The 18673-nt window shown below is 70.9% G+C and carries 20 protein-coding genes; 9 read left to right on the plus strand and 11 right to left on the minus strand.

Going from position 1 to position 18673, the window contains the following annotated elements; all coding sequences use genetic code 11:
• Window positions 1-10: 10 nt before the first annotated feature.
• From ACUYTF_RS03730 to ACUYTF_RS03755, 6 genes are read right to left on the minus strand one after another with little or no spacing between them, the layout of a single operon-like run.
• Window positions 11-634 carry a peroxidase-related enzyme gene (locus tag ACUYTF_RS03730; protein ID WP_434143051.1) on the minus strand — a complete coding sequence of 208 codons (624 nt, stop codon included), beginning with the start codon at window positions 632-634 and terminating at the stop codon, window positions 11-13.
• Window positions 631-1176: a hypothetical protein gene (locus ACUYTF_RS03735; RefSeq protein ID WP_434143050.1), complete on the minus strand. Its 546-nt coding sequence runs from the start codon at window positions 1174-1176 to the stop codon at window positions 631-633. Before ACUYTF_RS03735 ends, ACUYTF_RS03730 begins: the two co-directional genes overlap by 4 nt.
• Entirely contained in the window at window positions 1173-1922 is a 750-nt protein-coding gene (locus ACUYTF_RS03740) for an ATP-binding cassette domain-containing protein (RefSeq protein ID WP_434143049.1), read from the minus strand. Before ACUYTF_RS03740 ends, ACUYTF_RS03735 begins: the two co-directional genes overlap by 4 nt.
• A complete protein-coding gene (locus tag ACUYTF_RS03745; protein ID WP_434143048.1) occupies window positions 1915-2760 on the minus strand; it encodes an ATP-binding cassette domain-containing protein in 846 nt (281 codons plus the stop codon). Before ACUYTF_RS03745 ends, ACUYTF_RS03740 begins: the two co-directional genes overlap by 8 nt.
• Window positions 2757-4688 (minus strand): ABC transporter permease subunit, encoded by a 1932-nt coding sequence (locus tag ACUYTF_RS03750; RefSeq protein ID WP_434143047.1) that lies wholly within the window; start codon window positions 4686-4688, stop codon window positions 2757-2759. Before ACUYTF_RS03750 ends, ACUYTF_RS03745 begins: the two co-directional genes overlap by 4 nt.
• Before the next feature lie 44 nt (window positions 4689-4732).
• Complete coding sequence (locus tag ACUYTF_RS03755) at window positions 4733-5884, minus strand: ABC transporter substrate-binding protein (protein ID WP_434143046.1); 1152 nt, start codon at window positions 5882-5884, stop codon at window positions 4733-4735.
• A 172-nt stretch (window positions 5885-6056) separates the two neighbouring features.
• Between ACUYTF_RS03755 and ACUYTF_RS03760 the strand changes: the two genes are divergently transcribed.
• The 3 genes from ACUYTF_RS03760 to ACUYTF_RS03770 are packed head-to-tail and all read left to right on the plus strand — an operon-like array spanning window position 6057 to window position 9877.
• A complete protein-coding gene (locus ACUYTF_RS03760; RefSeq protein ID WP_434143045.1) occupies window positions 6057-7970 on the plus strand; it encodes an FAD/NAD(P)-binding protein in 1914 nt (637 codons plus the stop codon).
• Window positions 7960-9123: an FAD-dependent oxidoreductase gene (locus tag ACUYTF_RS03765; RefSeq protein ID WP_434143044.1), complete on the plus strand. Its 1164-nt coding sequence runs from the start codon at window positions 7960-7962 to the stop codon at window positions 9121-9123. Before ACUYTF_RS03760 ends, ACUYTF_RS03765 begins: the two co-directional genes overlap by 11 nt.
• Before the next feature lie 34 nt (window positions 9124-9157).
• Entirely contained in the window at window positions 9158-9877 is a 720-nt protein-coding gene (locus ACUYTF_RS03770) for an SDR family oxidoreductase (RefSeq protein ID WP_434143043.1), read from the plus strand.
• A 33-nt stretch (window positions 9878-9910) separates the two neighbouring features.
• On the opposite strand, the gene ACUYTF_RS03775 is transcribed toward ACUYTF_RS03770, so the two are convergent.
• The 4 genes from ACUYTF_RS03775 to ACUYTF_RS03790 form a co-directional block, all read right to left on the minus strand.
• Window positions 9911-10213, minus strand: coding sequence for a Dabb family protein (locus ACUYTF_RS03775; protein WP_434143042.1), 303 nt, complete (start codon window positions 10211-10213; stop codon window positions 9911-9913).
• An 83-nt stretch (window positions 10214-10296) separates the two neighbouring features.
• Window positions 10297-10599: a glutaredoxin family protein gene (locus tag ACUYTF_RS03780; protein WP_434143041.1), complete on the minus strand. Its 303-nt coding sequence runs from the start codon at window positions 10597-10599 to the stop codon at window positions 10297-10299.
• 110 nt (window positions 10600-10709) lie between these two features.
• Entirely contained in the window at window positions 10710-10808 is a 99-nt protein-coding gene (locus tag ACUYTF_RS03785; RefSeq protein WP_005504750.1) for a 30S ribosomal protein bS22, read from the minus strand.
• Window positions 10809-10912: 104 nt separating this feature from the next.
• Window positions 10913-11386, minus strand: a complete 474-nt coding sequence (locus tag ACUYTF_RS03790; protein WP_434143040.1) for a metalloregulator ArsR/SmtB family transcription factor — start codon at window positions 11384-11386, stop codon at window positions 10913-10915.
• 239 nt (window positions 11387-11625) lie between these two features.
• Between ACUYTF_RS03790 and ACUYTF_RS03795 the strand changes: the two genes are divergently transcribed.
• A complete protein-coding gene (locus ACUYTF_RS03795) occupies window positions 11626-12999 on the plus strand; it encodes a potassium transporter TrkG (protein ID WP_434143205.1) in 1374 nt (457 codons plus the stop codon).
• Window positions 12992-13657 (plus strand): NAD-binding protein, encoded by a 666-nt coding sequence (locus ACUYTF_RS03800; protein WP_434143039.1) that lies wholly within the window; start codon window positions 12992-12994, stop codon window positions 13655-13657. Before ACUYTF_RS03795 ends, ACUYTF_RS03800 begins: the two co-directional genes overlap by 8 nt.
• Before the next feature lie 11 nt (window positions 13658-13668).
• Here ACUYTF_RS03800 and proC read toward each other — a convergent pair whose 3' ends face one another.
• Window positions 13669-14529, minus strand: a complete 861-nt coding sequence (gene proC, locus ACUYTF_RS03805) for a pyrroline-5-carboxylate reductase (protein ID WP_434143038.1) — start codon at window positions 14527-14529, stop codon at window positions 13669-13671.
• A 137-nt stretch (window positions 14530-14666) separates the two neighbouring features.
• Here proC and ACUYTF_RS03810 point away from each other — a divergent pair, with 137 nt between their 5' ends.
• The 4 genes from ACUYTF_RS03810 to ACUYTF_RS03825 all read left to right on the plus strand — a co-directional run bounded on the left by ACUYTF_RS03810 (window position 14667) and on the right by ACUYTF_RS03825 (window position 18672).
• Window positions 14667-15629 carry a cation diffusion facilitator family transporter gene (locus ACUYTF_RS03810; RefSeq protein WP_434143037.1) on the plus strand — a complete coding sequence of 321 codons (963 nt, stop codon included), beginning with the start codon at window positions 14667-14669 and terminating at the stop codon, window positions 15627-15629.
• Window positions 15630-15793: 164 nt separating this feature from the next.
• The gene (locus tag ACUYTF_RS03815; protein ID WP_434143036.1) at window positions 15794-16930 is read left to right on the plus strand and encodes an ABC transporter substrate-binding protein; all 1137 of its coding nucleotides are present in this window, start codon (window positions 15794-15796) and stop codon (window positions 16928-16930) included.
• Window positions 16931-16993: 63 nt separating this feature from the next.
• Window positions 16994-17839 (plus strand): ABC transporter permease, encoded by an 846-nt coding sequence (locus tag ACUYTF_RS03820; RefSeq protein ID WP_434143035.1) that lies wholly within the window; start codon window positions 16994-16996, stop codon window positions 17837-17839.
• Entirely contained in the window at window positions 17836-18672 is an 837-nt protein-coding gene (locus ACUYTF_RS03825) for an ABC transporter permease subunit (protein WP_434143034.1), read from the plus strand. The genes ACUYTF_RS03820 and ACUYTF_RS03825 overlap by 4 nt, the downstream gene beginning before the upstream one ends.
• The last annotated feature ends 1 nt before the right edge of the window (window position 18673 follow it).

Raw genomic sequence — 18673 nt, forward strand, 5'->3', positions numbered from 1 at the left:
ACGCCGGCGGTCACCCCCCGGCCGCGATCGCGTCGTTCGCCCGCTGGTCGGCGAGCGCCGCGGCGTCTTCGCTGCCCGGGGGCAGCGGCGCGCCGAGGCTGAGCATGAGGCGGTTGGCCCAGGCGAAGAACGCGGTCGCCTGGATCACGTCCGAGATGTCGGCGTCGCTCAGCCCGACCTCGCGCAGTGCGCGCACGTGGTGCGCGGCGAATGCGCTCGGACTGCGCGTCAGCGCGGCCGCCGCGTCGACGATCGCGCGCACCCGGCCCTCGAGCTCGGCCTCGGGGCCCTCGTGCAGCAGGCGGGTCACCGTCTCCGCGTCCTTCGAGAACGTCGCGGTGAAGCGGGCGTGCACGCTCGCGCACAGCTCGCATCCGTTGACGCGCGACGCGACGGTGGCCGCGAGCTCGCGGTCGCCGCGCGGCAGGCCCGGGCGGGCGATAAAGATCTCGCGGTCGAGCTCCGTGCGCGCCGACAGCGAGTCGGGGTGCCAGGCGAGCAGGCGGAAGTACGGCGAGTTCGGCCACACGCTCGTCTCGTAGGCCTCGCGCTGCCGCTCGCTCGCGGTGTCGGGGCCGGCGGCCTCGATCCAGGCGTGCCAGGCGCGCTCCTCCATGGTGAAATGCCGGCTCATGCCCCGACCTCCTCGAGGACGCGCAGCCCTGCGATGACGCGGGTCTGATAGGTCGTGAACGAGACCACCTGCGAGAGCACGACGATCTCGACGACGCCCCACCCTGCGGCCGCGAGCGAGTCGAGGTCGTCGGCGGTCGCGGCGGCCGGGCGCTGCACGAGCAGGTCGACGTGCCGCAGCAGCGCGCGGATGCTGCGCTGCGCCGCGCGGCCCGCCTCGGAGTCGGCGCCGATGCGCACGAGGTCGCGGGCTCCCGCGGCGTCGAACGCCGCCGGGCCGGAGGCGACGGGCTCCTCCTCCCCCAGCTGCTCGGCGTAGAACTCGGCGAGCCCCGGCGCCCCGTCGAGGTGCGCGGCGCGGGCCGCGGCGAGCAGCCGGGTCGCGCGGGCGAGCCCCGGCGCCTCGTCGTCGGGCCCGACGTCGAAGAGCGCGTGGAGGCTCGATTCCGCGGCCTCGGTCACGCCCGGGCGGTGGCCGCGGATGCGCTCCGACGCCGCGGTGTCGAGCCCTGCGAGGGCTCCGATGGTGTCCTGCACGGTCATGCTGGTGTTCCTTCCTCGGACGATTCCTGCTGCAGCCCGCGGCCGAGGTAGGCCTCTTGGATCGCGGGGTTGCTCGACAGCTCGGCGGCCGGGCCCGAGAGCACGATCTCGCCGGTGCGCAGCACGTAGCCGCGCGTCGCGATCGAGAGCGCGAGCTCGGCGTTCTGCTCGACCATCAGCACCGAGACGCCGAGGTCGCGGTTGAGGTCGGCGATGCGTGCGAGCACCTGCTCGACGATGATGGGGGCGAGACCCATGGTGGGCTCGTCCATGCAGATGAGCCGCGGGCGGCTCATGAGCGCGCGGCCGAAGGCGAGCATCTGCTGTTCGCCGCCCGACATGCTGCCGGCGCGCTGCCCGCGCCTCGCGAGCAGCTTCGGGAAGAACTCGTACACATCGGCGAGCGTCTGCTTGACACCGCGGTCGCGGCGCGTGTGGGCGCCGCTCAGCAGATTGTCCTCGACGGTCATGTCGCCGAAGACGCGCCGCGCCTCGGGCACCGAGGCGATGCCGGCCTTCACGCGCCGGGCGGTCGACCAGTGCGAGATGTCGTCGCCGTCCCAGAGCACCCGCCCCGAGTCGGGGCGCTTGAGACCCAGGATGGTCTTCATCGTGGTCGACTTGCCCGAGGCGTTGCCGCCGAGCAGCGACACGATCTCGCCTGCGCCGACGGTGAGGTCGACATCGATGAGCGCGGGGCTCGGGCCGTACGATACCGACACCGATTCGAATCTCAGTTCAGTCATCGGCGTGCTCCTTCGTGAAGGTCGTGCCGAGGTACGCCTCGATGACGCGCGGGTCGCTGCGCACTTCTGCGGGGGTGCCCTCGGCGATGATGCGGCCCTCGTCGAGCACGATGATGCGGTCGGAGAGCGTCATCACGAGGTCGAGCTTGTGCTCGACGAGCAGGATGGTCTGGCCGTGCCGCTTCAGCTCGAGGAGCTGTTCGAGCACCTCGCTCGTCTCGGTCTGGTTCATGCCGGCGGTCGGTTCGTCGAGCACGAGGATGCGGGGTTCGGCGACGAGTGCGCGGGCGATCTCGGTGCGGCGGCGGTTCGCGTACGACAGCGTGAACGCGTACTGGCCGCGCCGCGGCAGCAGGCGTTCGCCGAAGCGCTCGAGCTGGCGGGTCACCCGGGCATCGGCGGCGGCATCGGCTCCCGCGGCCGAACGGCGCGCGAAGAGCGCGGCGAAGGTCTCGCCGAGGAGCGGCAGCCACCGGAGCCCCGGCAGTTCGCGCAGCTTCGACCGGCGCTGGCCGAGGCCGTCGAGGCCGACGAGCACGTTGTCCTGCACCGTCAGGTTGCCGATGACGCGGCCGTTCTGGAAGGTGCGGGTGAGCCCCAGGCGCGCGATCTGGTGGGGCCGGCGGCCCGTGAGCTTCACGCCCGCGAGGTCGACCTCGCCCGCATCGGCGGCGAGCACGCCGCTCACGATGTTCAGGGTGCTCGTCTTGCCCGAGCCGTTCGGCCCGATGATCGAGAGCACCTCGCCCGGAGCGACGGCGAAGCCGACGCCGTTCACGACGGTGAGGCCGCCGAAGCGCTTCGTGATGCCGGTCACGGTGAGCAGTGCGTCGTTCATGCGCGCGCCTCCTTCGCGGTGTCGACGGTCTCGGCGGGCTGCTCGACAGGGATCGCCGACGCCGTGCTTCCGGAGCCCGAACCGGAGCCGCCGAGGCGCGACCACAGCCGCTGCACCCAGCCGACGTGCGACCACAGACCCTGGGGCCGCAGGATGATGAGGCCGAGCAGCAGCACGCCGTAGAGCAGCAGGCGCCAGTCGGCGAGGGGGCGGAAGAGCTCGGGCACGCCGACGAGGATCGCCGCTCCGATGATGACGCCGACGGGGGCGCGCAGGCCGCCGAGGATGGCGATGGTCACGGCGAGCACCGAGAGCGAGACGTCGAACTGCTTCGGCTCGATGAAGGTCACCTGCGATGCGTAGAGCGCCCCGGCGATGCCTGCGAGCACGGAGCCGAGGCCGAAGGCGAGCGACTTGTACGACGCCGGGTGGAGGCCGGCCGAGGCCGCCGCGACCTCGTCCTCGCGCACTGCGGCCCAGATGCGGCCGAGCCGCGACGTGCCGAGGCGGGAGGCGAAGGCGATCGCGACGACGAGGATGGCGAGGGTGAGCCAGTACATCGCCGACGCCGAGCCGAGGCTCTGCCCGAAGAGGGTCGGGCGCGGGATCGATGAGATGCCGCGCGATCCCTCCGTGATCTGCGGCAGGTTCAGCGCGAGCGCCGAGATCACCGCGCCCGCCGCGAGCGTCGCCATCGAGACGTAGTGCCCGCGCAGACGCCAGGTCGGCGCCGTGAGGATGACCTGGAAGAGCCCGGCCGCGAGGCCCGCGGCGAGGAGGGCGAGCCAGAAGTTCCAATCGTGCCGCGTGATGAGGATCGCGGACGTGTAGGCCCCGATCGCGAGCGCGCCCGCCTGCCCGAGTACGATCTGCCCGGCGAAGCCGCCCGCGATCGTGATCGACAGCGCGAAGAGTGCGTAGACCCAGACCTGGCTGCCGGCGCGCAGGAAGTAGTCGCTCGTGATGAAGGGCAGCGCGGCGAGCAGGAGCACGGCGACGGCACCGGCCCACTTCGGGAGGCGCAGCGGTCGACCGGCGCCGAAGAAGGTGCCGGTCATCGGCTCTGCGCCGATCGTCGGCACGCGGCCGAGCAGGCCGCCGGGCCTGATCCACAGCACCAGCAGCAGCGATCCGAAGGTGATGAGCTGGCGCACCGAGTCGCCCCAGATCGAGACCCCGAGCGCTTCGGCGATGCCGAGCACGAGTCCGCCGACGATGGCGCCCGCGATCGACCCGAGCCCGCCGATGGTCGCGGCGGCGAAGCCCTGGAGCCCGGCGAGGAAGCCGATGCCGGGCGACACGTTCGACGTGTACATGCCGACGAGCAGACCGGCGATGCCGCCGAGCGCCGAGGCGATCACGAACGAGAGCGCCTGGATGCGCTCGACCGGGATGCCCATCTGCTGCGCGGCCTCCTGATCCTGCGAGGTGGCACGGATCGCGCGGCCCGTCTTCGTGTACCCGAGCAGCCACACGAGCAGCGCGACGCAGGCGATGCTGACGCCGATGATGACGAGCGAGAGCGTGCCGAAGCGGAAGCCGAGGAGCTCGAAGTTGTCGCGGGCGAAGGCGCTCTCGAGGCGGCGGGTCTGCCCGCCGAAGATGCGCAGCGAGAGGTTGTCGAGGATGACGCCGACCGCGAAGGTCGCGAGTAGCACCGCGATGCCCGGGGCCTTGCGCAGCGGGCGCACCGCGACGAGGTAGACCGCCCAGCCGAGCAGGCCGGTGAAGACCACGACGACGGGGGCGACGATGCCGATCGGCAGGCCGAGCGGGCCGATCAGCCACCACGAGATCATGGCGCCGACGGCGAAGACCGCGCCGTGCGCGAAGTTGATGATGTTCGAGACCCCGAAAACGAGGGAAACACCTACGGCGATGAGCGCGTAGGTGCTTCCCCCGACGAGGCCGGCAAGAAGGATGTCCACGGGGTTCCTGGTTCTCCGGAGGGTGCGGGCTGGCGACGGCGGTTCTACTGGAGCGTGAAGGCGCCGTCCTTGATCACGAGCGGGAACTGCTCGGCGTCGCTCACGCGGCGGGTGTCGTCGAGCTGGTAGCTGCCGTACAGCACCGACGTGAAGTCGCCGCCGTCGTCGAGTGCGTCGCGCAGATCTGCGCGGGTCAGGCTCTTCGCGCGCTCGGCGCCCTGGGCGACGGCGTGCAGCGCGTCGTAGGCGCGGATCGCGTAGTCGCTCGGCACCTTTTCGCCCGTGGCGGCTGTGAAATCGGCGATGAACTGCTGCACCTCGGGGTCGTCGTTGTCGGGGGTGAAGTAGCTGAGCGTCTGCACACCCTCGGCAGCGTCGCCCGCGAGGTCGATGAACTGCTGGTTGTAGATCGAGCTGATGCCCACGATGGGGGTCTCGATGCCGAGCTCGCGCGCCTGGCTGGTGATGAGCGCGCCGTCGGCGGCATACGAGATCAGCACGATGACCTCGGGGTTGGTCTTCTGCGCGGCGAGCAGCAGCGGTCTGAAGTCGGTGCTCTCGGGGTCGTAGGCCGTCGAGTAGACCTCGTCGAGGCCCGACTGCTTCTCGCCCTCCTGGAAGAACCCGAAGGTCTCCTGGCCCCAGTCGGTGTCGTGGTAGAAGACGGCGGCCTTCTCGCCGGTCTGCGCGGCGAACTCGGCGAGGCGGGGCGCCTCGTACTCCTGCGATACCCAGGTCGCGAAGATGTAGTCGCCCGGGTCGGTCACGTCCGGGCCGGAGGCCGAGAACGCGAACTGCACGAGGCCCGCATCCTGGTAGATCTGGCTCGCGGCCGAGGTGGCCGGGGTGCCGAAGTCGCCGAGCACGGCGAGGATCGATTCGTCGTCGACGAACTTCTGCGCGACCTGCGGCGCCTGCGCCGGGTCGGCCTGCGTGTCCTCGTAGACGAGTTCGACCGGGTGGCCCTGGACGCCGCCGGCCTCGTTGAGCTGCTCGGCGGCGAGGTCGAGGCCCTGGCGGAAGTACTCGCCGTACTGGGCCGAGTTGCCGGTGTCGGGCAGGGCGACGCCGAACTTCACGGGCGCATCGGCCGAGTCGCCCGCGGTGTCGCCGCCGCTCGACGAGCACGAGGCGAGGCCGATCGAGAGCGCTGCGACGGCTCCGACCGCAAGAACCTTGCGAAAGCGTGAAGGCATGACTGAATCTCCTTGAAGGACTGAGAGGGGGGCGAAGCCCGTTCGCCCGAACTGTTCACAGTTTCGCGCACGAACGGCGGGCGCTGACCTATATGAACTTATATTACGCATAACGTAGCGTTGGCATCCTCGCGAATTTGCGGCACCGCCGAGCCCATGGGATAACCGTAGGGTGACCTCCCCCTCGATCGCGATCATCGGCGCCGGCGTCCGCGGCACTGCGGCGCTCGGGCGCATCGCGGCACGGCTGAACGGCGGCGATCCGGTCAGGGACCCGCTCGCGTTCGATGTGCACGTGATCGATGAGTTCCCCGCCGGGTCGGGCCGCATCTGGCGCGCCGGCCAGCCGCGATCGCTCGTGATGAACACGGTGCCCGCGCAGTCCACCGTCTTCGGCGACGCGACGCTCGGCTTCGAGCACGATTCGCCCGGCCCGAGCTTCGCCGAGTGGTGCACCCGGGTTGCTGACGGCGGCATCGCGGCCGATTCCGCCGAGGAGCGCGAGGCCGCCGCCGCGACGCGGCCCTGGAGCTTCCCGTCGCGCGCGCTCTACGGTGCATACCTGCGGTGGGCGTACGCCGGATTCGCGGCGTCGCTGCCCGCCGGCGCCCGCCTCATCGAGCATCGCGCCCGCGCCACGCGCGTCGCCCGCACCGCCGACGGCCGATTCGCGGTGTCGCTCGGCGCCGACCGGATCACGGTCGATGCGGTACTGCTCGCCCTCGGCTGGCTGCCGCGCCACGCCGGAGACGGCCACGACGTGCCGCCCGCGAACCCCATCGATCAGCGCATCGAGCGCCTGCTGCCCGGCGAGACCGTCGCCGTGCGCGGCGTCGGCATGGGCTTCACCGATCTGCTCGGCCTCGTGACCGAGGAGCGCGGCGGGCGCTACGCGCCGCGGCCCGGCGCCTCCCGCGCGGGCGAGCTCGACTACGCGCCGAGCGGCCGGGAGCCCGTGCTCATCGCCGGCTCGCGCACCGCCCTGCCGTTCCTCGCGAAGCCCGACTTCGGCGCTGTGCCGCCGGCCGCCGACCTCGCTTCGCTCAGCGCCGCGATGCCCCGGCTGCGGGCCGCCCGCCCGCTCGACTTCGGGCGCGACGTGCTGCCCCTCATCGAGCGCGACGCGGCCGCCGTCTACCATCGGGCGCTCGCGGAGCTGCACGCCGAGGCCTACCGCGAGGCGCCGAGCGCGCTGCTCGACGAGTTCGACGGGTTCGATGGCGCGGCCGGGGCCTCGGCCGACGTCGATCGCTGGCGCGACCTCGAGCGCGACCTCGTGCCCGACCCGGCGCTGCGCTTCGACCCCTGGCGGCCCGGCGCCCCGCTCGAGGGAGCGACGCTCGCCGAGATCGACGCCGAGATCGCCGACCGCCTCGACCGCGATGCCGCCGAGGCAGCGCTCGGCATGCGCAGCGCCTGGAAGCGCGGGCTGCACGTGTTCCAGGCCGCGCGGTCCGCGATCATCCCCCTCACCGACTTCGGCGGAGTCACCCGCGAGAGCGTCGCGGGCCTCGATCGGTTCCTCTGGGTCGCCGGCCTCATCGGCAGCGGCCCGCCGCTCTTCCGCGTAGAGCAGCTGCTCGCCGCGCATCGCGCCGGCGTGGTGCGCTTCTCGGGCCCGGGAGCGCGCATCGAACACGTCGACGGGCCGTCGGGCACGCGCAGACGCGTCGTGGCGCTCGACGGCTCGGCGACGCCGATCGACCGCGTCTTCGATGCGCGCCTCGACCTGCCCGATCCGGCCCGCCACGACAGCCCGCTGCTCGCGGCGCTCATCGATGACGGCGACGCGCGACTGTGGACAGGCGCACAGACGGGTGCCGGGGCGCACCGGCCGCCGACACTCGAGATCACCCCGGCCGACAGCGCCCTCATCGGCGCCGACGGTGCGCCCGTCGCCGGCCTGCACTCGGTCGGCCCCCTGCACGAGGAGCTGCGCCGCTTCACCATCATCGCGCCGATTCCCGGCGTCGGGTCGACCGTGCTGCGCGAGATCGACGCCGCCGTCGCCGCGATGCTCGACCGCGCACTCGCGAACCACCCCGACCCCGCCACCGACAGAGACGAGCCGGCGCATGCCCACTGAACCCACCTCATCCACCGCCACCGGCACCCTCGTGATCGGCGGCGGCGTCATCGGGCTCGCGACCGCATGGCAGCTCGCCCGCCGCGGCGAGCGCGTGCACCTGCTCGAGCGCTTCGCCGAGCATCACGATCTGGGCGCGTCGCACGGCTCGACCCGCAACATGAACAACGCCTACGACGAGGGCTTCTACCTCGATCTCTACGACGAGGCGCTCGGCCTGTGGCGCGAGCTCGAAGCAGAGACGGGCCTCGAGCTGCTGCGGCTGCACGGCCTCGTCACCCACGGCGACCCCGCCCTCGTCGAAGCCGCCCGCGAGACGCTCGTCACCCGCGGGGCCGAGGTCGAGGTGTGCGCGCCCGCGGCCGCGCGCGAGCGGTTCGGCGGCATGGCGTTCGAGGGCGATGTGCTGCTCACCCGGCAGGCGGGCATCGTGCTCGCCGCCCGCGCGCTCGACGCGTTCGCGCAGGCCGCCCGCGACCGGGGCGCAGTCATCGAGCACGGCGTGCGCGTACGCGCGCTCGACGTCCGGGATGCCGGTACCGCCGGCGCTTCGATGCGGGTCGAGGCCGAGACCGCCGACGGCGGCGTGCGCGTCATCGAGGCCGAGCGGGCGGTCGTCGCCGCCGGGGCGTGGAGCGCCGATCTGCTGGCCGGGCTCGTCGATCTGCCCGAGCTCGTCGTGACCGAGGAGCATCCCGCGCATTTCCCGCCGCGCGATCCGGAGCACGTCTGGCCGTCGTTCAACCACCTGCTGCCGAGCGACGATCTCGACGCGTTCGGCGGCAACGTCTACGGCATGCCGAGCCCCGGCGAGGGCGTGAAGGTCGGGTTCCACCGCGTCGGCGCCGTCGTCGACCCCGACGATCGGGCGTTCCGCGCGAGCGACGAGCAGCGCGCCCGGCTGCGCGACTACGTCGCCGAATGGTTCCCCGGGCTCGACGCCGACCGGCCCGTCGAGATGAGCTGCACCTACACGTCGACTACGTCGGGGCGCTTCGTGCTCGACACCGTCGGCGCGCTCACGATCGGCGCCGGGTTCTCGGGGCACGGCTTCAAGTTCGCACCCGCGATCGGGCGGGTGCTCGCCGACGCCGCGACCGGTGCGGCGCTGCCGCCGGAGCCCTTCCGCCTCGCGGCCCATCGATCCCTGTAGGGTCGTGAAGGCACGAGCCCGAAGGAGCATCAGCATGACCGAGCAGCCCACCCGCACCGGCGCCGAAGCGCATCCCGTCGCCCTCGTCACCGGCGCGACCGGCGGCATGGGCCGCGAGATCGTCGCCGAGCTCGCCCGCACCCACCGCGTCGTCGCCGTCGGGCGCAACGCCGCGGCGCTCGCCGAGATCGCCGAGACGACCGGTGCCGAGGCCCACCGGCTCGACATCACCGACGAGGCCGCGCTCGCGGGCCTCGTCGCCGGCCTCGACCGCCTCGACGTGCTCGTGAACGCCGCCGCGATCTCGCGGGCGCACCCCGTCGCGACGGCCCCGGCCGAGGAATGGCACGAGCACTTCGCCGTCAACGTCACGGCCCAGGCCGTGCTCACCCGTCTGGCGCTGCCCTTGCTGCGCGCGTCGCAGGGCACCGTGGTGTTCCTCGGTTCGGGCGCGAGCACCCGCCCCGCCCCCGGCAACGCCATCTACACGGCAACGAAGCACGCGCTCCGGGCCGTCGCCGATGTGCTGCGCATCGACGAAGAGCCGCACCGCGTGCGCGTCGTGACCGTCGCCCCCGGGCAGACGGACACCGAGATGCTGCGCGGCCTCGTGGGCGATGCGCCGTACGAGGCGTCGCGGTACATCAGGCCGGCGTCGATCGCGGGCACCGTGCGCTTCGTCGTCGATGCGCCCGCCGACGTGCAGATCACCGACATCGCGGTGCGCCCCCGCCAGGAGATCGCCCGCATCTGAGGCGCGGGCCCCGCGTTCGAGGCCGGCGTCCGCTCAGATCGTGAAGTCGGTCGCGACGCGGCCGATCGCGTGCCCCTTGATGATCGCGCCCGCGGCGACGTGGTCGGGATGGGTCGCATAGGCCGCCAGGCCCTCGGCGTCGTCGAAGTCGGCGATCAGCGTGACATCGTAGTTGTCGCCGTCGAAGAGCTCGTTGCGGTGCACGTCGATGGCCCGAATGCTCGGCACGGTCTCGCGCAGGGGCAGCAGCGCATCCGCGATCTCGCGGGCCTGGGCATCGCGCGCCTCGCGGGTGTCGCCGCTGAGCTTCCAGTTCACGATGTGTCGCAGGGTCATGTCGGGTCCTCTCTCGAAACGGCACTGCCCATTCTGCCAGGCGGCGGGCCGTCAGGGATCACTGCGCAGCCGGCACGAGCGGCTCAGCGCAGGAAGGGCAGGCGCGGCTTCTTCGCGGCCTTCCCGGCGGCTTTCTCGACAGCGGCCTCGAACTTCACCGGGTCGACGCGCCAGATCGCGTGGCGTCTGCCGCCGATCATCACGACCGGGACGTCCTCCGAGTGCAGGCGGGCGAGCGCCTCGTCCTGCAGGATGTCGAGCTCGTCGAGCCCGGTGGCGATCCCCCTGCGGTGCAGCGCCTCGCGAGACGCCGCGACGACCGCTCGCGCATCGTCGCAGAGATGGCAGCCGGGCTTGCCGATGAGAGTGATCTGCACGGAATTCACGGTGCCCATTCTACCGGCGCCCGAGCCGCGCCGGCTCTGCGCCGAGACGCGAAAAGGCGCCGGACCGATGGCCCGACGCCTCGCGCAGTCGCGCGCTCGAGTGCGGCGACCTACTTCTTGTTGCGACGCTGGTGACGCGTCTTGCGCAGCAGTTTGCGGTGCTTCTTCTTCGACATCCGCTTGCGGCGCTTCTTAATAACTGAACCCACGGTTACCTCACAAAGTTTCTCAGGCCGGCCGTCGCGCGGCCCACAAGTCACATATATTACTCGTGCGAGGCTGGGAGCGCGAACTGGAAGCGAGAACCGGCTCTTCAGTCCTTCAACTTGAAACGCGCGACGAGCTCCTTGACGCGCGACTCGGCCCGGGCCGCGGCCCGGCCGATGCGCTCCGCCGCGGCGGCCGCCTCCTCGGGCAGCACTTCGCCCAGGTCGTCGAATCCGTCATCGGTGTCGGGGCCGACCACGCGCTCCCCGTCCTCCGAGAGGTACTCCACCGTCACCTCGGTGTCGAAGCCCGCCGAGAGGAACGGGATGACGAAGTCCTCGACCATCTCGAGCGGCTCGGGGTCGAGCGAGTAGAACCGGTGCTGGCCCTCCTCGCGCACGGTGACGAGCTCTGCCTCGCGCAGCACCTTGAGGTGCTTCGACACCGTCGGCTGGCTGATCTCGAGCTTGCCGACGATCTCGGAGACGCTGATCTCATCGCCCGTCGCATGCCGTTCGAGCAGCACCTGCAGAATGTCGCGCCGAGTCGCGTCGGCGATGACTCCGAAAATATCTGGCATGGGTCAAGGCTACCCGAGGCTCCGCGAACCGTCCCGGTCGCGTTCCCAGACCGTGTGCGACCGGTGATCCCTGCGGAGCCGCACGTGCCCGCGCGCCCCGCGCGCGCGTGCATGTACGATTGCACCTATTCGTCCGCCGCGGGCGAGACCGACATCGCTGCAGGAAAGAAGGAGTCGTGAGGGCACACGCCTTGCGCGGCCGGGGCTTCACCCGGTCGTCGAAGTCGTGGATCGACGCGCTGGTCCACTCCTCGCCGCCGCGGTTCGCCATCCTCATCTTCTCCGGCCTGATCCTCATCTGGACTGCGCTGCTCTCGCTGCCGATCGCGAGCCGTTCGGGCGAGGTCACCCCCCTGGCCGACGCGCTCTTCACGGCGGTTTCTGCGATCTGCGTGACCGGCCTCTCGACAGTCGACATGGCGGCGCACTGGTCGCTCTTCGGCGAGCTCGTCATCCTCGCCGGCCTGCAGATCGGCGGCATCGGCGTGCTCACGCTCGCAAGCATCCTCGGTCTCACCGTCACCCGCCGCCTCGGCCTCAGACAGCGCCTGCTCGCCGCCGGCGACACGAACCCCCTGCGCATGTCGAAGGGCGCTTCCGAGAGCCAGGCCGTCGGCCTCGGCGATATCGGCGGCCTGCTCGGCTCGGTGGCCATCAGCGTGCTCGTCATCGAGGCCGCGCTGACCATCCTCATCGCACCGCGCCTCATGCTCGACGGCTACAGCTTGCTGCGCTCGCTGTGGGACGGGTTCTACCTCGCGGCGTCGGCGTTCACGAACACCGGCTTCGTGCCGCTGCCGGGCGGCCTCGACCCGTACGCGACCGACTTCTACCTGCTCAGCGTGCTCGCCGTCGGCGTTTTCCTGGGGAGCATCGGCTTCCCCGTCATCTTCGCGCTCTACCGCTACATCACGGGCGGCGGCTGGCGGGCGCACAAGCGGCTCGGGCTGCACGCGAAGCTCACGCTCACCACGACGCTCATCTTCGTCGTCTTCGGCTGGCTGCTCATCGCCCTGCTCGAGTTCAACAATCCTGACACCTTCGGCTCGCAGAACCTCGGGCAGACGCTGTTCAGCTCCGGCTACATGTCGGTGATGACCCGGTCGGGCGGCCTCGGCATCATCGACCCGCTCGACATGAACAGCTCGACCATGCTCGTCATGGACATGCTCATGTTCGTCGGCGGCGGCTCGGCGTCGACCGCGGGCGGCATCAAGGTGACCACCATCGCCGTGCTCTTCCTCGCCGCCTACGCCGAGGCCCGCGGCTACCAGGAGATGCAGGCGTTCGGTCGCAGCATCCCGAACGAGGTGCTGCGCCTCGCGATCTCGGTGCTCATCTGGGGCGCGACGATCGTGCTCATCTCGAGCACCATCATCATGCAGCTCACGAAGGTCTCGCTGGACGTCGCGCTGTTCGAGGTGATCTCCGCCTTCGGCACCTGCGGGCTCTCGACCGGCCTGTCGGCCGAGCTGCCCGACGCCGGCAAATACACGCTCATCGCCACCATGTGGCTCGGCCGGGTCGGCACGGTGACCATGGCGGCGGCCGTCGCCGCGACCAGCCGCACCCGACTGTACAAGCACCCCGAGGAAAGGCCGATCGTTGGTTGATATTCGCAATGATGCCCCCGTCATCGTCATCGGGCTCGGACGCTTCGGCGCTTCGACCGCAGGTCAGCTCGACCGGCAGGATCGCGAAGTGCTCGTCGTCGACACCGACGCCGCGCTCGTGCAGAAATGGGCCGACCGGGTCACGCACGCGGTGCAGGCCGATGCGCGCTCGATCGAAGCCCTCAAGCAGATCGGCGCCGACGAGTTCCAGATCGCCGTGGTCGCCACCGGCGCCTCGATCGAGTCGAGCGTGCTGATCGCCGCGAACCTCGTGGACCTCGGGGTGCCGCAGATCTGGGCGAAGGCGATCTCGCTCTCGCACGGCAAGATCCTCGAGCGCATCGGCGTGAACCACGTCATCTACCCCGAGCGCGAAGCCGGCGAGCGCGTCGCGCACCTGCTCTCGGGGTCGATGCTCGACTTCATCCAGTTCGACAACAACTACGTGATCGCGAAGATGTACCCGCCGCGCTCGATCCGCGGCCGGGCGCTCAAGGAGAGCGGCGTGCGCACCCGCTACCGCGTCACCGTCGTCGGCGTGAAGACGCCGGGAGAACCGTTCACGCACGCGACGCAGGACACGGTCATCTCGCCGCACGACCTCATCATCGTGTCGGGCGCCGCGGCCGACGTCGAGCGCTTCGCCGCGATCGGCTGAGGCGCGCCGGGCTACTCGCCGCGGCTGATCTCTTCGGCCCGCTGCACATTGGCGGCGAGCGCGCGATCGAAGAGATCGCCCCAGCCGGCCTCCTCGAGCACGGCGATGGCCCGCTCGGTGGTGCCCTTCGGGCTCGTGACGTTGCGGCGCAGCTGCTCCGGGCCCTCGTCGCTGACGGCGAGCAGTTCGGCCGAACCCCGCAGGGTGCCCTCGACGAGCACGCGCGCCTGCTCGGCGTCGAAGCCGAGGCGCAGGGCCGCGGCCATCATCTGCTCGGCGTAGTAGAAGAGGTACGCCGGGCCCGAGCCCGACACGGCCGCGATGTCGTTGATCTGCTCCTCGCGCACGACGAGCACCGTGCCGACGGTCTCGAAGAGCGCCCGCACGGTTTCGAGGGCGGCGCTCGACGCCGTCGTCCCCGCGGCGATGCCGGTGACGCCGAGGCCGAGGTGCGACGGGGTGTTCGGCATGGCCCGCACGACCTCGATGCCGGCGGGCACGAGCTCCTCGATCGCGGTCGACGGCACGCCCGCGGCGACGCTCACGACGATCGCGCCGGGTTCGAGCGCGTCGGCGATCTCGCGCACGACGTCGGCGATCATCCACGGCTTCACGCCGAGCACGACGAGCTTCGCGCCGCGCACGGCCGACCGGTTGGCGTCGGCGTCGTGCTCGGAGGCGATCGCGATCACGTCATCGGAGTCGGCGAACGCGGCCGCGCTGGCGGCCGACTTCGTGGTCACCGCGATCGGCAGCTCGATGCGCGCGTCGGGGCCGCGGAGGCCGGCGAGGATCGCCCCGCCCATCGAGCCGACGCCGAGCATCGCGGTGCGGGGAAGAGCGGGTGCGGCCTGCGCTGGCTGATCGTTCATGGCCCCCAGTCTAGATTCACCGGCCTGCGGCACGCGAAGGGGCCCGCCGTGCCTCAGGCCCCGGCATGCGCTCCCGCGTAGAATGGGCGAGTGACGGCGGGGCACGGATCCCGCCCCGACGAGGAGGCACTGGAGTCATGAGCGCATCTGGCGGCAGCAAAGCGATCATCGCGGCGTTTCTCGCCAACATGGGCATCGCGATCACCAAGTTCATCGCGTGGGCGCTCTCCGGTTCGTCGTCGATGCTCGCGGAGGCCGTGCACTCGGTCGCCGACTCGTGCAATCAGCTGCTCCTGCTGCTCGGCGGCCGGCGCGCGAAGCAGGCGGCCGACAAGTCGCACCCCTTCGGCTACGGCCGCGTGCGCTACGTCTACGCCTTCGTCGTCGCGATCGTGCTGTTCTCGATCGGCGGCGTCTTCTCGATCGCCGAGGGCGTCGACAAGCTGCGCAACCCGCACGAGCTCGAGAACTGGTGGCTGCCCCTCGCGGTGCTCGTCATCGCGATCGCGCTCGAGAGCTTCTCGCTGCGCACCGCGATCAAGGAGAGCCGCCCGCACAAGGGCAGCTCGACCTGGGTGCAGTTCATCCGCCGGTCGAAGGCGCCCGAGCTGCCCGTCGTGCTGCTCGAGGACCTCGCGGCGCTCGTCGGCCTCGTGCTCGCGCTCTGCGGCGTCGGGCTCACCGTCATCACCGGCAACAGCGTCTTCGACGCCATCGGCACCATCGCGATCGGCGTGCTGCTCGTGTGCGTGGCCGTCATCGTCGGCGGCGAGGTGAAGAGCTTGCTCGTCGGCGAGGGCGCGAGCGAAGAGGATGTCGCGAAGATCGAGGCCGCGCTGCTCGACTCGAAGGACATCGGCCGCATCATCCACATGAAGACCCTCTACCTCGGCCCGGACGAGTTCATGGTCGGCGCGAAGGTCGATATCGCTCCGACGACGATGATGAACGAGGTCTCGGCGATCGTCAACCTCGCCGAGCGGCGCATCCGGGATGCCGTGCCCGCGGCATCCGTCATCTACATCGAGCCCGACATCTACCTCGACCCGAACGCCGAGACGCCGTCGACCAGTTCGATCGTGATGCTCTCGAGCGACTGAGGCTCAGTCGACTCGCAACGCTCACGCATCACGAGTGCATGGTTTACCGAAGCGTTACCCATTCGATCCACGCGATCCATGCTTTGCCCATACGCTGAAGGAGTATAGACAGGCGCGCACGGGGCCTTCCCGGCGCGCTCCATTCTCCGAAGTGAGGAAGCACTGTGAAAGCACGTGTGATTCTGCGTTCGACCGCTCTGGCGGCCACTGCTCTGCTCGTCGGCGGCGGCCTCGCCGCCTGCTCGGGCGGCGGCGATTCGGGCGCCGCCGACTCCGGCATCGACGCCTCGACCGCCACGAGCGCCGCCGACTTCGGCGGTCTCGAGGGGCTCGTCGAGGCGGCGGAGGCCGAGGGCCAGTTGAATGTCATCGCTCTCCCCGAGGACTGGGCGAACTACGGCGCGATCATCTCCGCATTCGAGGAGAAATACGACATCACGGTCAACTCCGCCTCGCCCGACGCATCGAGCGCCGAGGAGATCCAGGCAGCCGAGAACCTCGCGGGCCAGGACACCGCACCCGACGTGTTCGACCTCGGCACCGCGGTCGCCCTCGAGAACACCGACAAGTTCGCGCCGTACCAGGTCGAGACCTGGGCCGACATCCCCGACGAGAACAAGGAGGCCACGGGTCTCTGGGTCAACAACTATTCGGGAATCATGTCGCTCGGCTACGACTCCGACAAGCTCTCCGAGCCCGCCGACCTCGAGGCGCTGCTCGGCGCCGATTACCGCGGCGCGGTCGCGCTGAACGGCGACCCGACCCAGGCCGGCGCGGCGTTCGCGGCCGTCGGCTGGATCTCGGCGCTGAACGGCGGCGGCGTCGACGACTTCGGCCCGGGCGTCGACTTCGTCGGCGAACTGAACCAGGCCGGCAACTTCCTCACCCTCGACCCGACCCCGGCGACCATCGCCTCGGGCGAGACTCCGGCCGTCTTCGACTGGTCGTTCAACAACGTCGCGGCCGCTGCCGACAAGCCGAGCTGGAAGACGACCGTGCTCCCCGGCCCCGCATACGTGTCGTTCTACAACGAGGCGATCAACAAGGATGCGCCGAACCCGGCCGCCGCTCGCCTGTGGCAGGAGTGGATCTTCTCGGACGAGGCGCAGAGCCTCTTCCTCGAAGCGAACGCCGTGCCCGTGCGCGTCGACGCCCTGAAGGAGGCCGGCGCCGCCGATGAGAAGCTCATCGAGGCCGCGACCTTCGGTACCTCGGCCGAGGATTGGATCTCGCCCGACCAGGCGCAGACCGACGCCGCGAACGCGCTGCTCTCGGAGCGCTGGGCCTCCGTCATCAAGTAGCCCTCTTCGTTCGTCGAGGCGGCCCCGGCTCCCCGCGGCCGCCTCGACGCGTAGGGTCAGACCATGAAGCGATTCCTCCCGGCACTCGGGCTCGCGCCGTTCGCGATCTACGTGCTGCTCTTCCTCCTCGTGCCGACGGTGCTCGCCGTCGGCAGCGGATTCGTCGGCGACGACGGATTCACGCTCAGCGGGCTCGCCGCGCTGTTCACGCCCGCCACGCTCGAGGCGTTCACGGCCAGCGTCTGGGTGAGCGCCCTCACCGCGGTCATCGGCGCCGTCGTCGGCGCCGTGCTCTGCTGGGCTCTCGCCGCGCTCCCCGAGTCGGGCGCGACCCGGCGCATCGTCGACTCCGCGAGCTCGGTACTCGCCCAGTTCGGCGGCGTCATGCTCGCCTTCGCGTTCATCGCGACGATCGGCATCCAGGGCATCATCACCGTGACGCTGCGCGACGGCCTCGGCATCGATATCTTCGCGGGCGGCGTCTGGCTCTACCAGCTCCCCGGCCTGATCCTGCCCTACCTCTACTTCCAGATCCCGCTCATGGTCATCACCTTCCTCCCGGCCGTCAGCGCTCTGAAGCCGGGCTGGGCCGAGGCCGTGGCGACCCTCGGCGGTTCGAGCACGGCGTACTGGGGCCGCGTCGGACTGCCCGTGCTCGCCCCTGCGTTCCTCGGGTCGCTGCTGCTGCTCTTCGCCAACGCGTTCTCGTCGTACGCGACCGCGGCAGCGCTCATCAGCCAGGGCTCGCAGATCGTGCCGCTGCAGATCCGTGCGGCGCTCATCGGCGAGACCGGAGGCAGCGATGCCAGCACGGCGGGCGTGCTCGCGCTCGGTATGATCATCGTCATGACCGTCGTGATGCTCGTGTACGGGCGTCTCATGGCACGGTCGGCGAGGTGGCAGCGATGAGCGCGCGGGTGCCCGGCCGGCCGTCGAAGGCCGTCGCCACCACGGTGATCTGCGCCATCGGCCTGGTCTTCGTGATCCCGCTGCTCGCGATGCTCGAGTTCACGCTGCGCCAGGTCGCGGGCGGCTACGGCGCCGAGCACTGGCTCGCGCTCTTCGACCCCGAGAACGCGCGCAAGTACCGCATCCTCTTCCAGGGCATCGGCAACTCGTTCGTGCTGGCGGGCCTCTCGCTCGTCATCGTGCTGCTGCTCTTCTTCCCGACGATCGTGCTCGTGCATCTGCGGTTCCCGAAGCTCGAACGCGCACTCGACCTGCTGACCGTGCTGCCGATCGCCATCCCCGCGATCGTGCTCGTCGTCGGCTTCGCCCCGATCTACCGGGCGATCGGCCAGACGATCGGCTCGGGCATCTGGATGCTCAGCCTCGCCTACGGCGTGCTGGTGCTGCCGTTCGCGTACCGCGCGATCGTCGCCGACCTGCAGGGCATGGACGCGCGCACCCGTGCCGAGGCGGCCCGCTCGCTCGGCGCCGGATGGGGCACCGTGCTCGTGCGCGTCATCGCTCCCGGCGTGCGCCGCGGCCTGCTCGCGGCGTCGCTGCTCACCATCGCGATCGTGCTCGGCGAGTTCACCGTCTCGTCGCTGCTCAACCGGACGACGCTGCAGGTCGCCCTGCTGCAGATCTCCAAATCCGACCCGTTCGTCGCGGTCATCGTTTCTCTGCTCTCGCTCATCGGAGCGTTCCTGGTACTGCTCGCGGTGAGCGCCACCGGAGGCGCCCCGAAGCGCCGGCGCTCGCGCGGGCGCCGGCTCACCCCTCGCAAGGAGTCCTGAC

Source organism: Leucobacter sp. GX0328 (genome assembly GCF_053567315.1).

Excerpts from the sequence above, each read along its gene's own strand:
- ACUYTF_RS03730 (WP_434143051.1), bottom strand. The coding sequence starts at position 634 with ATGAGCCGGCATTTCACCATGGAGGAGCGCGCCTGGCACGCCTGGATC.
- ACUYTF_RS03735 (WP_434143050.1), bottom strand. The coding sequence starts at position 1,176 with ATGACCGTGCAGGACACCATCGGAGCCCTCGCAGGGCTCGACACCGCG.
- ACUYTF_RS03740 (WP_434143049.1), bottom strand. The coding sequence starts at position 1,922 with ATGACTGAACTGAGATTCGAATCGGTGTCGGTATCGTACGGCCCGAGC.
- ACUYTF_RS03745 (WP_434143048.1), bottom strand. The coding sequence starts at position 2,760 with ATGAACGACGCACTGCTCACCGTGACCGGCATCACGAAGCGCTTCGGC.
- ACUYTF_RS03755 (WP_434143046.1), bottom strand. The coding sequence starts at position 5,884 with ATGCCTTCACGCTTTCGCAAGGTTCTTGCGGTCGGAGCCGTCGCAGCG.
- ACUYTF_RS03765 (WP_434143044.1), top strand. The coding sequence starts at position 7,960 with ATGCCCACTGAACCCACCTCATCCACCGCCACCGGCACCCTCGTGATC.
- ACUYTF_RS03770 (WP_434143043.1), top strand. The coding sequence starts at position 9,158 with ATGACCGAGCAGCCCACCCGCACCGGCGCCGAAGCGCATCCCGTCGCC.
- ACUYTF_RS03775 (WP_434143042.1), bottom strand. The coding sequence starts at position 10,213 with ATGACCCTGCGACACATCGTGAACTGGAAGCTCAGCGGCGACACCCGC.
- ACUYTF_RS03790 (WP_434143040.1), bottom strand. The coding sequence starts at position 11,386 with ATGCCAGATATTTTCGGAGTCATCGCCGACGCGACTCGGCGCGACATT.
- proC (WP_434143038.1), bottom strand. The coding sequence starts at position 14,529 with ATGAACGATCAGCCAGCGCAGGCCGCACCCGCTCTTCCCCGCACCGCG.
- ACUYTF_RS03810 (WP_434143037.1), top strand. The coding sequence starts at position 14,667 with ATGAGCGCATCTGGCGGCAGCAAAGCGATCATCGCGGCGTTTCTCGCC.
- ACUYTF_RS03820 (WP_434143035.1), top strand. The coding sequence starts at position 16,994 with ATGAAGCGATTCCTCCCGGCACTCGGGCTCGCGCCGTTCGCGATCTAC.
- ACUYTF_RS03825 (WP_434143034.1), top strand. The coding sequence starts at position 17,836 with ATGAGCGCGCGGGTGCCCGGCCGGCCGTCGAAGGCCGTCGCCACCACG.